This window comes from Vibrio sp. THAF190c (assembly GCF_009363355.1).
In the GTDB taxonomy this organism is placed as follows: Bacteria; Pseudomonadota; Gammaproteobacteria; order Enterobacterales; family Vibrionaceae; genus Vibrio; species Vibrio fortis_A.
In genome coordinates, this window is record NZ_CP045338.1 from 866,546 (window position 1) to 880,358 (window position 13,813).

Annotated in this window: 17 protein-coding genes; 12 read left to right on the forward strand and 5 right to left on the reverse strand. The window is 44.7% G+C overall.

Features of this window, described 5'->3' with window-relative positions; translation table 11 throughout:
• Positions 1-2 precede the first annotated feature (2 nt).
• The 3 genes from FIV04_RS03945 to FIV04_RS03955 are packed head-to-tail and all read left to right on the forward strand — an operon-like array spanning position 3 to position 2,756.
• Entirely contained in the window at positions 3-392 is a 390-nt protein-coding gene (locus FIV04_RS03945; protein ID WP_032550104.1) for a hypothetical protein, read from the forward strand.
• 27 nt (positions 393-419) lie between these two features.
• Positions 420-1,487, forward strand: coding sequence for a methyltransferase (locus FIV04_RS03950; protein ID WP_032550106.1), 1,068 nt, complete (start codon positions 420-422; stop codon positions 1,485-1,487).
• A 24-nt stretch (positions 1,488-1,511) separates the two neighbouring features.
• The gene (locus tag FIV04_RS03955) at positions 1,512-2,756 is read left to right on the forward strand and encodes an NAD(P)/FAD-dependent oxidoreductase (RefSeq protein WP_152468320.1); all 1,245 of its coding nucleotides are present in this window, start codon (positions 1,512-1,514) and stop codon (positions 2,754-2,756) included.
• 107 nt (positions 2,757-2,863) lie between these two features.
• On the opposite strand, the gene FIV04_RS03960 is transcribed toward FIV04_RS03955, so the two are convergent.
• Positions 2,864-3,370 (reverse strand): Fe3+-citrate ABC transporter substrate-binding protein, encoded by a 507-nt coding sequence (locus tag FIV04_RS03960; RefSeq protein WP_152468321.1) that lies wholly within the window; start codon positions 3,368-3,370, stop codon positions 2,864-2,866.
• 126 nt (positions 3,371-3,496) lie between these two features.
• Positions 3,497-4,630: a flagellar assembly protein FlgT gene (locus FIV04_RS03965; RefSeq protein WP_152468322.1), complete on the reverse strand. Its 1,134-nt coding sequence runs from the start codon at positions 4,628-4,630 to the stop codon at positions 3,497-3,499.
• Positions 4,631-4,822: 192 nt separating this feature from the next.
• Between FIV04_RS03965 and FIV04_RS03970 the strand changes: the two genes are divergently transcribed.
• Together FIV04_RS03970 and flgP are read left to right on the forward strand one after the other, a co-directional pair.
• Positions 4,823-5,458 (forward strand): FlgO family outer membrane protein, encoded by a 636-nt coding sequence (locus tag FIV04_RS03970; protein ID WP_032550114.1) that lies wholly within the window; start codon positions 4,823-4,825, stop codon positions 5,456-5,458.
• A 9-nt stretch (positions 5,459-5,467) separates the two neighbouring features.
• Positions 5,468-5,899, forward strand: coding sequence for a flagellar assembly lipoprotein FlgP (gene flgP / locus FIV04_RS03975; RefSeq protein ID WP_032550116.1), 432 nt, complete (start codon positions 5,468-5,470; stop codon positions 5,897-5,899).
• A gap of 181 nt (positions 5,900-6,080) precedes the next feature.
• On the opposite strand, the gene FIV04_RS03980 is transcribed toward flgP, so the two are convergent.
• The 3 genes from FIV04_RS03980 to flgA form a co-directional block, all read right to left on the reverse strand.
• Positions 6,081-6,506 carry a flagella synthesis protein FlgN gene (locus FIV04_RS03980; RefSeq protein WP_032550118.1) on the reverse strand — a complete coding sequence of 142 codons (426 nt, stop codon included), beginning with the start codon at positions 6,504-6,506 and terminating at the stop codon, positions 6,081-6,083.
• Positions 6,507-6,551: 45 nt separating this feature from the next.
• Positions 6,552-6,869 (reverse strand): flagellar biosynthesis anti-sigma factor FlgM, encoded by a 318-nt coding sequence (gene flgM, locus FIV04_RS03985; protein WP_032550119.1) that lies wholly within the window; start codon positions 6,867-6,869, stop codon positions 6,552-6,554.
• A gap of 202 nt (positions 6,870-7,071) precedes the next feature.
• Positions 7,072-7,818 (reverse strand): flagellar basal body P-ring formation chaperone FlgA, encoded by a 747-nt coding sequence (gene flgA, locus FIV04_RS03990; protein WP_032550120.1) that lies wholly within the window; start codon positions 7,816-7,818, stop codon positions 7,072-7,074.
• A gap of 77 nt (positions 7,819-7,895) precedes the next feature.
• On the opposite strand from flgA, the gene FIV04_RS03995 reads away from it, so the two are divergent.
• The 7 genes from FIV04_RS03995 to FIV04_RS04025 all read left to right on the forward strand — a co-directional run bounded on the left by FIV04_RS03995 (position 7,896) and on the right by FIV04_RS04025 (position 13,807).
• Complete coding sequence (locus FIV04_RS03995) at positions 7,896-8,822, forward strand: chemotaxis protein CheV (protein ID WP_150895526.1); 927 nt, start codon at positions 7,896-7,898, stop codon at positions 8,820-8,822.
• 13 nt (positions 8,823-8,835) lie between these two features.
• A complete protein-coding gene (locus FIV04_RS04000; RefSeq protein ID WP_032550122.1) occupies positions 8,836-9,666 on the forward strand; it encodes a protein-glutamate O-methyltransferase in 831 nt (276 codons plus the stop codon).
• A 245-nt stretch (positions 9,667-9,911) separates the two neighbouring features.
• Complete coding sequence (gene flgB, locus FIV04_RS04005) at positions 9,912-10,307, forward strand: flagellar basal body rod protein FlgB (RefSeq protein WP_004736175.1); 396 nt, start codon at positions 9,912-9,914, stop codon at positions 10,305-10,307.
• A gap of 4 nt (positions 10,308-10,311) precedes the next feature.
• A complete protein-coding gene (gene flgC, locus FIV04_RS04010) occupies positions 10,312-10,725 on the forward strand; it encodes a flagellar basal body rod protein FlgC (protein ID WP_032550123.1) in 414 nt (137 codons plus the stop codon).
• 17 nt (positions 10,726-10,742) lie between these two features.
• The gene (gene flgD, locus FIV04_RS04015) at positions 10,743-11,450 is read left to right on the forward strand and encodes a flagellar hook assembly protein FlgD (protein WP_032550124.1); all 708 of its coding nucleotides are present in this window, start codon (positions 10,743-10,745) and stop codon (positions 11,448-11,450) included.
• Between the two features lie 49 nt (positions 11,451-11,499).
• Positions 11,500-12,804, forward strand: coding sequence for a flagellar hook protein FlgE (gene flgE / locus FIV04_RS04020; protein WP_032550125.1), 1,305 nt, complete (start codon positions 11,500-11,502; stop codon positions 12,802-12,804).
• Between the two features lie 253 nt (positions 12,805-13,057).
• On the forward strand, positions 13,058-13,807 hold the full coding sequence (locus FIV04_RS04025; protein WP_150871411.1) for a flagellar basal body rod protein FlgF: 750 nt from the start codon (positions 13,058-13,060) through the stop codon (positions 13,805-13,807).
• Positions 13,808-13,813: the final 6 nt, after the last annotated feature.

Sequence of the window (13,813 nt, forward strand, 5' to 3'; positions counted from 1 at the left end):
CAATGAAATTATTCAAAATTGCAGCTTCGATGTTATTCGTTTTGGTTCTCGCAGGTTGTGGTCGTGTACAGCCAGTTATGAACGTTGAGGATACTCCAGTTGCACATAATCTTCAAAGTAAACAGGTAAAATCAGCGATTTATGAGTCGGCGATTGATCGCGGCTGGCTAGTTTCTGAAGTGAAGCCTGGTCTTATTCGTGCAGAGCTATATGTCCGTTCTCATCACGCGGTGGTTGAAATTCCTTACAGCGATAAGTTCTACTCGATTCTATATGTAGAGTCAGAGAACCTAAAATATGACGACGGCGAGATTCATCGCAACTACAACCGTTGGGTAAACAACCTGAACGTTGATATTAAACGAAAGCTAGCGCAAATGGCGGCTGAATAGTTTTAGAACAAATAAGTTAGGTTTTTTGTGTCCAATTATAATTTAGATCCATTCAATGCACTTCAGGCTAAAACAGAGGCTCAAAAGCTCTCTTTTGCGCCGATAGTGTTCCACACTGCGCGCACATTGCGTGACTTAGGGATATTAAAAGCCCTCGATGAGGCGGGTGAACAAGGTTTAGACGCTAGCGATATTTCAGCTAAAACTGGCGTATCCGAATACGGTGTTAAAGTCCTACTCGATATGGCGTTAAGTGCGCACATTGTGTTGTGGGAAAAGCCAAATTATCGATTGGCAAATCTTGGTTTTTATCTGCTGCATGACGGCATGACTGAAGCGAATATGGATTTTACGGCGGATGTTTGTTATGCCGCTATGATGCACTTAACCGAAGCCATTCAAAAGGGCACGCCTGCGGGGCTGAAAGAATTAGGCGAGTGGGAGACTATCTATCAAGGTTTATCTCAATTGCCTCAACAGGCGAAAGAGAGCTGGTTTAAGTTTGATCATTTCTATTCTGATCGCTCGTTTCCGATTTTGCTGGAAAAAGTCTTCGAAAAGCAGCCTAAATCGCTGGTGGATATTGGTGGTAACACGGGGAAGTGGGCACTGCAGTGTTGTGGGCATGACTCGGATGTTGAAATCACGATTGTGGATTTGCCGCAGCAATTAGAGATGGCAATGGCTAATGCCAAAGAACAAGGCTTTGAAGATCGCATCACACCTTATCCTGCGAATATGCTGGATAAACAGCAAGCCTTGCCGACTGGCGCAGATGTATGGTGGATGAGTCAGTTCTTAGATTGTTTCTCTCCGATGGAGATCTTAAGCATTCTTAAACGTGTACGTTCACATATGTCAGAGCAGGCGACCGTTTATATTCTGGAACTATTCTGGGATGCGCAAAAATACGATGCAGCCTCTTATAGCTTGAATGCAACATCGCTGTATTTCACCTGTTTAGCCAACGGCAATAGCCGTTTCTATCGCAGCGAAGATTTCTTAGAGATTGTTGCTGAAGCAGGATTTGAAGTGGTCACTCGTACCGATGATATCGGGCTAGGACATACACTCCTTGAACTTAAAGCCGCTTAACGCTTAATTTTGGTGATGACAGTCATGAGAAAAATAAAGACTCAAGTTGTGGTTATCGGTGCAGGGCCTTCGGGCTCGATTGCCGCGGCTCTACTTCATAAAAAAGGGGTGGAGGTTCGTGTGATTGAGAAGAGCGTTTTCCCTCGCTTTTCCATTGGTGAAAGTCTATTGCCAGCTTGCATGGAAGTCGTTGAACAAGCAGGAATGACTGATGCTGTGAAATCTGCCCAGTTCCAATACAAAGATGGGGCTGCGTTTCGAAAGCGTGGGGTATATACCGCTTTCGATTTCCAAGACAAGTTCTCCAAGGGGCCTGGTACTACGTTTCAAGTTCAGCGAGGCACTTTTGATAAAGTACTTGCCGATGAGGCACAAAATCAGGGTGTGGCTATCGATTACCAGCACGAGCTTATCGATATTCGTTTTACTGACCAGCACGCCATTTTGGATGTTCAACCTGAAGGGGAAGACGCGTACCAAATCGAGGCTGATTATGTATTAGACGGCAGTGGCTTTGGTCGTGTGCTGCCTAAGATGTTAAACCTAGAAGAGCCATCTAGTTTACCTCCTCGTAAGGCAGTGTTTACTCATATCAAAGATAATATTGACTTGGCGGAACATGGCTTAGAGTACGATAGAAAAAAGATCCTTATTTCTGTCCATCCAACTAACCCTGACGTTTGGTATTGGCTAATCCCATTCAGTAATGGTATCTCTTCATTTGGTGTAGTGGGTGAACCAAGTTTCTTTGAAAACTACCCTGAAGATAAGATTGCCTTACTCAAGCAGGTAGCCAGTGAAGAGCCGGGTTTGGTCAATATTCTAAGCCAAGCGGAGTACTCTAATCCTGCTGGCGAGATTGGCGGCTATTCAGCAAATGTGAAGCACCTAGCGACGGACAGATACGCTCTGCTGGGTAATGCTGGCGAGTTCCTCGACCCAGTGTTCTCTTCTGGTGTGACCATTGCGATGAAGTCTGCCGAGTACGCTGTAGATTGCGTTGCAAGACATGTGAATGGCGAAGAAGTGGATTGGGACAAAGAGTATGCGCAGCCTCTGATGAAAGGGGTGGATACATTCCGTACCTATGTAGAAGGTTGGTATTCAGGTTCGCTGCAGGATGTAATTTTCTATGAGAAACCTAATCCCAAGATTAAGCAGATGGTCTGTTCTATTTTGGCTGGTTACGCGTGGGATGAGTCGAATCCGTATGTGAAAGAGTCTCAGCGACGCTTGTCTGCTTTGGCGGAATTGTGCCAAGAGTCTTAGTTACTTAACATCGATATGAAAAAACAGCGACTTCGGTCGCTGTTTTTTATTGCGGGTAGAGAATACAACGGCTTCGTAGACACATAGCTATCTACAGAGAGGCGTGACTATTTGAGATCAATACTGTTTAGGCGTCCCATAAACACAAGCAGGTCAATCACATCTTTGTGTGCCTCTAATAGAGCACGCTTGGTTTGGCTGTATGCGGCAAGTCTGCCATGTTTTCTGATTGAGCAGACCTTAGTTCGATACTTATATTCACCGTTCTCGGCAAACACTCGCCACTTGGCGATATAGCATTCGTCGCGATGTTTAGGATCGCTCTGAGTGGGATTAGGCTTGAAGACAATTTTAGGCTCTAGGCTGTGTGGTAGCCGCGTCATTAGGTATGGGTCTTTGAGCACCTTGCCCCAGAATTTTCCCCATAGCTGTTTGCCAAGTTCATCGCGAAGCTTTATGGTTTTTTTGAGCGCTTTCTCTTCTCCAAGACGCACGAACCCCACCGACCGATGCAGCACAGTATCGTCAGGTGTGTGAATATGGATCTTATATGCAGTTTTGCCTTTTGAAATGAAGCGGTAACCGGTGGCTCCAATCAGGTTATTCTCACTCATAGCTTACTAATTGATGGTTATGTTATTAGTAAGATTACGCCAAATATCAGAAAAACAGAAACCAATTGAGCGGAAAAAATAAAGCCCTGAATTTTACTTCAGGGCTTTGCTATATATCTTAATGGCTTACATGATCTTCTGCATTACGTCGCCAATTTGAATGCTGCCTGCTAAGTTAGGCTGCTCAATGGTCAACTCTGCTTCGTTCTCATAAACTCGAGTCACGGTAAGGGTGATGTCACTCTTAGATACCTTGTTACGCGGCAAACCATTTTGATCGATAAATGAGCCTGTGTGCCACAGCTGTAGCTTGTCGCCCTGTTGAACGCCGTGTAAACGACCTAGATCCATCGTCACTGTATTACCAAAGACTGCAGCCACTTCTGGTAGGGTGATTTTACAAGACACTTCCGACTCCAAGTCGAGCATGATACTTCGGCTTACTCGCAACATCATGCTGCCATAGGTTGATGCCCAAAAACGCGCACTCTTGGTATCCACTTCACTGGTTTTCGGAAATGGCCATTTTGCTACCTCGCGGTAACTGCGGTTGTAAACTTGATGACCAGTTTTGCCGTCATACACTTGCATCTCTAAAGCGAATTGACGGTTAATTATATCGTCTTGCAGGAGTTTAGATTCGATAGTTGCCGTTAAATCGGTAATGGTGCCGCCAATCACGTATTGCGCTCCATGGTCTTGCGCGATCATTTTTAACGTTTCTGGCTGGCGTCGGTCTATCTCGTAATCAGTGGTACCAACAGAAACAAAACTGCGCGACTCTTGAGATAGCTGACGGTTTATCACATGGCTGAAGTCATCGCCAATATTGTAGACACGCCCCATTACCGCCTGTTGTGGAGAGGCAAGGTCAACGTTGCCGACCAAAAATGTCTTCTTGTACTGGCTTTCATGGCAACCATTTGCCGAAGGATAAATATCGATGCGAGCGGTGATCATGATGTTGCCGCTGCGCTTTCTCTCTTTGTCGACAAGGATGTATCTCACTTCGTGGTTAGTGAATTGATACTCCTTTTGTCCTGCTTGTAGATAAGGGGTTAGGTTCGCGATACTGCCAATATCTCCCCCTGAGAACTGCATTGCTTTGTAAATGGCATCTTCAAGTGCATGAACTCTTGCCGCATCTTCAGACGCAACGATCGCCGCTGTACCGGTAACTTCAAACCATGATGCATGAGCATTGAAGGTCATAGTGAGCAGTGAAACTATTGAAAATAGTGTGGAAAATATTTTTTTCATCTATTCGTTACCAGTTGGGTATAAATATTGCTTAACAAATTATCAGAAGCGAATTGCTGATTTGAGTGCCGCTTTTATTAATGTGAACAATTAATCAAAAGCAAAGACTGTTCCAACATTGTAATCCATTAAAGGAAAGAGTGGTGAGAATAGGTTGCACAGTCTGGTACTAAAACATCTGGAGATAACACAATGAAAAAATGGCTTGTAGTAATCAGTGTAATGCTAATTACATCATGTGCTTATTCGCCTATCTATAACGGTAAGTCTGAGTACGCTGGTAGTCAGTTTATGTTAATGGATAGCCCACGTCATACTATGGACTTCTTCGTTGAGAGTATGACTGAAGACTTGATTATGTCTAACACCAGTGTGTCGGCGCGTACGCCTATCGCCGTCACTTCGTTTGTTGACCTGCAACATATGGATTCGACCAACTGGCTAGGCAACTCAGTCTCTGAAGGCTTTATCCATCAGTTTCAGCGTCGCGGCTTTAAAGTGGTAGACTTTAAGACAACTGGCTCGATTCAGGTGACTCAACAGGGTGACTTCGCTTTGAGTCGAGACTGGAAAGATCTGGCACAAGAGCAGGATGTTCAGTATGTATTGACTGGTACTATGCTGCGCCAAGAGGGTGGTGTGTTAGTTAATGCTCGTGTCGTAGGTATGCAAACGCGTATCGTTGTTGCAACGGCGCAAGGTTTCTTACCGGCAGACCGCATTGGTCGTGACCTAGACACATTGAACAGCATTCGCACTCAAGATGGCGTGATCATTCGCTCGGACCCAACTATTAAGCAGCCATATACGGTTATTCTTCGTCCATAGGAGCCTGTCATGAAGAAGGTGATATTTTTAATCGCAGCATTGTTACTTGTTGGCTGTCAGCCACTGCAAACCATGCGACCAGACGACTTCTTGGTGGCGGTTGGCTACGCAAGTATTAGCGAACAAAAAGGGCGTAACGACGAAGAGAAACGTATTCGAGCAATGCGAGCTTCAAAGATTGATGCGTACCGTGAACTGGCAGAGCAAGTATATGGCATGCGTGTTAGTGGCCGCGCTGAGCTTGAAGACCAACGTCTAGGCACTGAGCTGACTTCCGGTGCGGTTGATGGTGTTATTCGAGGTGCAGAAGTGGTACGCAGCTACCCAGTGGGTGACAGTTATGTGACCGAGTTGCAGCTTGATATTAAGAAAATGGACAAACTGCGTGATTACGGTGAAGTTCAAGCCGTACCAGAAAAGAGACAACAAACACTTTTCTAATGTCACTCGGTTGATACTGTATTCTGCTGCTGGCTTTCCAGATGGCAAGTGGCAGACATAATTACTAGATTTGATGCAAAAAGCGGCAAGTATTGGATACTTGCCGCTTTTTTATTTTCGATGGTTTACGCTATTTTTGATTGCTGAGACCGGAGCTTGTTACTCAAAGGGAAGAATAGAGCTACGCTTTTACGTTGGTTCCTAACGTAGATATGGTATGCGTTTGCCCACCGGCATTGTACGTCATGCCTATTTTTCCATGGCTTTGTTGCATCATGTTGCTGAGTTTGTTGAAGCTCAGGTGTGCGCGGTTAAGTGCTTCACCATTAACAAGGTTTGCTTGTTGGCAATCGTGAATGATAGAGCGAATTTTGGCGACGAGTTCGATAAGCTCTGGCTTTTCGTTCAACTCGGCCACATTAGTGTGCGCTGCTATTCTCTGGTCTGTACTTCTCAGTTGCTCAACCAGCACGACTTTTTCTTTAGCAATACGTTCAATCTCACTCGATTTTCTACTGGTAATGGCACTCTTTTCCGAACTAAGCAGTTCAGAGAGAGCTTGGGCGCTTTGAAGTTGAAAATTAACTAAATCTGCGAGTGCCGCCATACAAAAACCTAATCGAGCTTATAGTCAGTTGAACGAAAAACGAACTTATAGGCCTTTAAGCTCGTTCTCGAATTTGATCATGTTGTCAGCCAGTTTTTCTGGGTCAACAGTGTATGAGCCATTTGCGATTGCTTCTTTAATCGCTGCGACTTTTACTTGGTCAAAGCTTGGTTGTGCGGCCATGTCTTGGTGCATTTGACCAATTGCTTTGCTTTGTTGGCTAAGTGACACCGCATCTTTGCTTGCGGGCTTTGCCGATACTTCAGAGCTCGACGCTTGCGAACTGCTTGTATCAGTACGCGCTGTAGAGCGGTTAGTTGTCGTTAGGGTTTGGCCTGAACGAATGTTATCAATGCCTGCCATAGTTGAGCCTTTATCTACGAATATGGGAACCTGTACTGTCACTATCGACCGCTGGTTCGATTACTTTAGAGATTTTTAACTCGATTGTTGAAATCGCTAACAGAGTACCACTTTGGCAGGATAACGTGTTAACAAAGAAACAAATCTCTCATGTCGAAACGGGTTTCCTCTAACTTATTAGAGGGGGCTTCCAACTCATTTATTAGAAATGAACGGTTACTTCCGACATATCGGTAACAATTCCTTCAATTATACGTTGTGATTTATCATTTTTCACTCTTACTTGGTCTCCCATTGAACCATCCGTTAATGCCGTGCCTTTTGTGGTAATGGTCATGCCACCTTTGACAGCTTGTATGATAACCTTCTCATTACGACAAACGACGCAAATATCACCTCTCTCAATAACATCACCAGGGCGCAGGTTCTTTTTTACTTTAGCTCCGATGACTTGTTCAGGAAGGGTGTAACCTTGTCGGCGAAATTTGTTAAGTGAAATCATGGCGGTTGTGACATCATATTGACCGATTATCTCGCCTCGCGCGATGGTTCTTGTTGCAGTGACTAGTGGTGCAGATATAGAGAGTCGAACCGGAACATATACTCGCCATTCATCAGGAACACATTGCACAAGAACGGTAATGCTACTGCGAGTATTGGTGGCGGTAGAGGCACTGGTTTCCAAGGGAATAGGGCAATCTGTAGCTTTTATCCTTGAGTCTACATTGGCAGATTGAACCAAGAGTTCACCGCCCATTGGCTGCTCAACCGTGTCGAGAATATGTTGCTCAGCTGCGGTTTGAATCGCCTCAATTTGTTCTGATGTCGCACCTTGTGCAAAAAAACTAAACAATATTGATATAATGCCGATAAACTTAGCGACAATTTTAAAAAAAGCTCTACATGTTGTTATGGAAAATGGTTGCAGATTTGAGTTATGATACGTCATTCTGTTTCTCTGATGGTTCGTAGCCTGTAGTAGATTAACACTTTTTAATCAAAAAAGTTTGATATGGAGATGCGCTCATGACGGGTATTCTGGATTCAGTGAATCAGCGTACGCAACTCGTCGGTCAAAACCGATTAGAATTACTAACCTTTCGCCTAATGGGGCGTCAGCGCTATGGTATTAACGTATTTAAGGTTAAAGAAGTACTACAGTGTCCTAAGCTGACTTCAATGCCAAACTTGAACCCGCTGGTGAAGGGTGTTGCGCACATTCGTGGTCAAACCATCTCAGTTATTGACTTAAGCTTAGCTATTGGCGGTCGCCCAACAACAGACGTAGAAAAGTGTTTTGTTGTAATTTCTGAGTTTAACCGTACTATTCAAGGTTTCTTGGTGAGCTCTGTTGAGCGTATTATCAACATGCACTGGGAATCTATCTTGCCGCCACCTGATGGCGCAGGTAAAGCGAACTACCTGACTGCGGTAACTAACATCGATAATGAACTGGTTGAAATTCTCGATGTAGAAAAAATTCTTGCAGAGATCTCTCCTGTTGATGAAACAATGGACAGCAAAATTGCTGAAGAGATTGCAGAAGTTGAGCAAGAGAAACCACTTGTTCGACGCATTCTCATTGCGGATGACTCTACCGTTGCTCGTAAGCAGGTACAGCGCGCAATCGAGTCTATCGGCTTCGAAGTTATTGCCGTTAAAGATGGTAAAGAAGCGTACGAGAAGCTGATGCAGATGTCGGCTGAAGGCAGTATTTACGACCAGATCTCTCTCGTTATTTCGGATATCGAGATGCCAGAGATGGACGGCTATACACTGACTGCAGAAATTCGCCGCCATGCAGAACTAAAAGACTTGTATGTAATTTTACACTCTTCGTTGAGTGGCGTATTTAACCAGGCCATGGTTGAGCGTGTGGGTGCAAACTCATTCATCGCGAAATTTAACCCAGATGAGCTTGGTTCAGCGGTGAAGTCCGCATTAACTAAATAGAAAAGAGACATTAATGACTGCTATAACAATTAGTGATCAAGAGTATCGTGATTTTAGCCGCTTTTTAGAATCTCAATGTGGCATTGTACTCGGTGATAGCAAGCAATATCTTGTACGCAGTCGCCTTAGTCCTTTAGTTGCAAAGTTTAAACTGGCGTCTCTGTCAGATCTATTGAGAGATGTAGTAACGGGTAGAAACCGCGAGTTGCGCGTGGCAGCTGTAGATGCCATGACGACCAACGAGACACTTTGGTTCCGAGATACTTACCCGTTTGCCGTGCTTGCGGATAAACTCCTTCCGGAAATAGCGGCAAATAAGCGTCCAATTAAGATTTGGTCTGCGGCAAGCTCTTCTGGTCAAGAACCGTACTCAATGGCAATGACAGTGCTTGAGACTCAAGCACGTAAGCCGGGTATGCTGCCAAATGTTTCGATCACAGCAACAGACATCTCTGCGAGCATGCTCGATATGTGTCGTGCTGGTATCTATGACAATCTTGCGTTAGGCCGTGGTCTGTCGCCTGAACGTCGCCGTACCTTCTTTGAAGACGCGGGCGATGGTCGTATGAAGGTAAAAGATAATGTGAAGCGCATGGTTAACTTCCGTCCGCAAAACCTAATGGACAGCTACGCGCTGTTAGGTAAATTCGACATTATTTTCTGCCGCAACGTACTGATTTACTTCTCGCCAGACATGAAGTCTAAAGTGCTAAACCAGATGGCTAACAGCCTTAATCCTGGTGGCTACTTGCTGTTGGGTGCGTCTGAGTCTTTGACTGGTCTGACAGACCGTTTTGAGATGGTTCGCTGTAACCCGGGCATCATCTATAAGCTCAAGTCGTAATAACAGTAAAGACATTCCAGTTTTTCTTATCAAACCCAGCCATTGTGCTGGGTTTTCTTTTTTGTCTCGCTCGGTATATCTTTATATCAGAGTGACATTCCAATTTACTCTATTCTTGGCTTGTATATTGCAAGTTTAACAGCGAGTGACCGATAAAAAGCATTCATTGTTCTATTGGCTTTAAAAGTTGGTATACATATTGCTTTGGTTATTTCATAACAGTCAGTTCTTGAGTTGAGGTTTACATGGCTATTTCTTTTGACAACGCATTAGGCATTCACCAGCACACAGTTGGTGTACGTGAGCGCAACGCTGAGGTGCTTTCCACCAATATCGCGCAAGCAAACACGCCTGGTTATAAAGCAAAAGGATTAGACTTTAAGAAATCACTGCAGGCGGCAAGTTCTGGGGCAAGTATTGGTCTTAGCCGCACGGACGGTCGGCATATTTCTGCCTCAACGACGGTGAATGGGGAAACTAAGTATCGTATTCCTACTCAACCTGATACAGGAGATGGCAACACGGTGGATTTGGATTTAGAACGAAACTTGTTCATGCAAAACCAAATCAGGCATCAAGCCTCTCTAGACTTCTTAGGAAGTAAATTCAAGAACTTAACTAAAGCGATTAAAGGGGAATAATTAGATGAGCTTATTTAATGTATTCAATGTGACTGGTTCTGCGATGAGTGCTGAATCTGTTCGTCTAAACACTACCTCAAGTAACCTAGCTAACGCGGACAGTGTAAGTAGCTCAGCTGATGAGACTTACAAGGCACGCCATGCTGTGTTCGGCGCTGAGTTAAGTAAGGCACGCAATAGCGGTCATACCGTGCCGGTGAAAGTATTAGGTATCGTAGAAAGCGATAAACCGCTTAGCGCGGAGTACAACCCAGATCACCCATTAGCAAACGACGAAGGCTACATCTACAAGCCAAACGTTAATGTTATGGAAGAGATGGCAAACATGATTTCAGCTTCACGTGCGTACCAAACAAACGTACAGGTTGCTGACTCGAGTAAACAAATGCTGCTGCGTACGCTGCAGATGGGTCAATAAGGATAAGGAGGTAGCATATGGCCGGAATTAATAATGTTGGTCAAAGCGGCTTGTCCTATGTTGATCAGCTTAAAAATCTTCAAGACAGCAAAAAGCCTGATGAAACAACAGGTAAGCAAGATCTTAAACAAGAAGACTTCTTATCGTTATTGACCAAGCAGCTTGCTCAGCAAGACCCTTTTAAGCCGGTCAGCAATGACCAGATGATTGCGCAAATGGCTTCATTTGCGACCGTAGATGGCATTGGCAAGATGAATACACAGTTTGAAAGCTTGAATTCATCAATGACATCTAACCAAGCACTTCAGGCCTCATCTTTAGTAGGGCGTGATGTGTTAGTTCCTGGTGCGGCAGGTGTGAAACCCGGCGATGGCGGCATGGCGGCAATGGTAAAACTTCCTCAAGCTATGGATAACTTAATGATCCGTGTTGAGAACGAAGTGGGCCAATTGGTCCGTACCTTTGATGTCGGCTCTAAGCCTGCAGGTGACACACGTGTTGAATGGGACGGAAAAGACGAAGACGGCAACCCATTGCCTGCTGGTAAATACAACGTGAAAGCGGCTGGTTTACTGGATGGTGAGAGCGCAGAGTTCGAAGTATCAACGTATGCGAATGTGAACAGTGTGCTTCTTGGCAAAGGTGATGGCAACGTACTACTCAATCTGGCTGGTTTCACATCGCCAGTACGACTTGCTGAAGTACTAGAAGTTGGCAAAGCGTAGCTCTTGATAGAGTGAATATGCTAGCTAGATAGATTAGGAGAATATTGGAATGTCATATGTAGCTTTAAGCGGTCTATCCGCAGCTCAATTAGATCTGAACACAACAAGTAACAACATTGCGAACGCAAACACATTTGGCTTTAAAGAGTCGCGTGCGGAGTTTGGTGATGTTTACTCAAGCTCTTTGTTTACGAACGGCAAAACCACTCCAGGTGGCGGTGCTCAAGCAAATAAAGTGGCGCAGCAGTTCCATGAAGGTTCAAGTATTTATACGAACAACCCAATGGATTTACGTGTAAGTGGCACAGGCTTCTTCGCTGTGGCAAAAGACCGCATGGTACCTGAGATTAACGAACTAACACGAAATGGCGCATTTCACCTAAACAAAGATAACTACATGGTTACTTCTAACGATGAGTTTCTTCTAGGTTACGATGTTGATCCAAACTCGGGTGAAGTTCTTTCTTACGCACCGAAGCCACTGTCTATTCCAGCTGAATTTGGTAAGCCAAAACAGACTGAAAACATTGAAGTAGGTGTAAACCTGCCTGCAAACGGTGATCTTAAAGACCCAGCTGCATTTAACTTCAATGATGCAGATACCTACAACCGTGCGACCTCTTCAACGGTCTACGACTCTATGGGTCAGTCTTACAAGCTAACCACTTACTACTTAAAAGACCAAACCCAGCCGAACACATGGCAGACTTACTACACTATGACTGATAGTGAAGGCGAGAAGCCATTGAATATTGCTGGTGGTGATGCGACAAACGCGACGGGCCATGTTGGTCACACTATGCGCTTTAACAACGACGGTACTCTTGCGAGCCTAAACAACGGTCAACCAATTGTGTCGGAAGCGTTAGGTGCGGGTGCTGTACCGATGAACCTAAACGGCGCGGACGTTACTCAAACACTGAACTTTGGTCTAGACTCTTCGACGCAGTTTGCGGCACCGTTTGAATTGACGAAATTCGATGAAGACGGCGCAACAACAGGCTTTCTAACTAAGGTCGACTTCGATGAGTACGGTAGTGTTCTAGGTACATACTCAAACGGTGAAAACGTAATGCTAGGTCGTGTAGGTCTAGTACGTGTTCCAAACGAGCAAGGCCTAGATAAGAAGGGCGGCACTCAGTGGGATTCTACTAACTACTCAGGTGATAAAATCTGGGGTGAATCGAACAAGGGTTCATTTGGTGGCATCAACAACGGTTCACTAGAGCAATCGAACATAGATATGACTCAAGAGCTGGTTGACCTGATTTCTGCTCAACGTAACTTCCAAGCGAACTCGCGTTCTCTAGAAGTTCACAACCAACTACAGCAAAATATTCTTCAGATTCGTTAATACCTTCTTGGTCTGAATCATCTGCGAATACCCAATTCAATCCGTTTGAATTGGGTATTGTTGCTTACCTATCTATTTGCCGCCTCAATTGCCGCGCGGTAAAGTTTGTTCTTGCCACCCCCTGGCAGAAAGGATCACTTTGATCTCTTTAATTTCCTTTTATCGACTTAACACTATGATTATAAACACTATTTCACAGTTGGCACAGTGATTGCTTTATTGGCTCTAGATAATGATTTTTTGGAGCAAAATTATGGATCGCGCACTGTTTTTAGCCATGAGTGGCGCAAAGCAAAATATGCAAGCTTTGCAGCTACGTGCCAACAACCTCGCCAACGTAAGTACAACAGGCTTTCGTGCTGACTTAGCACAAGCTCGTTCAATGCAAGCGTACGGTGAAGGTATGCCAACACGTGTCTTCAGCATGACAGAGCGCCCGGGTCATAATTTTGAACAAGGCAGCGTTGTGACGACCGGCCGTGATTTAGACGTAACCATTCAAGGTGATGGCTGGATTTCCGTTATGGACAATTCAGGTCGTGAAGGTTTAACCCGTAATGGTAACCTCAAGATTGATCAGAACGGCTTACTGACTAACGGCAGTGGTCATCTCGTTCTTGGTGAAAACGACGCACCTATTACCCTACCAATTCCATTAAGCAAGGTAGAAATTGGTACAGACGGTACGATTTCGGTGATTCCTCAAGGCGCTCCAGCTGAAGAACTTGCCGTTGTTGATCGTATTAAATTGGTTCGCCCAGATAATCAAACCCTATTTAAAGATACGAATGGTCTTTTCCGTTCGAAAAACCCAGATCAGGCATACGAAGCTGATGCAGCCGTTACGCTGCTGACTGGTGCCATCGAAGGCAGTAACGTGAATGCCGTCGGTGAGATGACAAGCTTGATTGACCTACAGCGTCAATTTGAAATGCAAGTCAAGATGATGAGCACAGCAGAAGAGATGGACAAGTCGTCTGATTCACTGCTTCGTATGAGCTAATAGAAT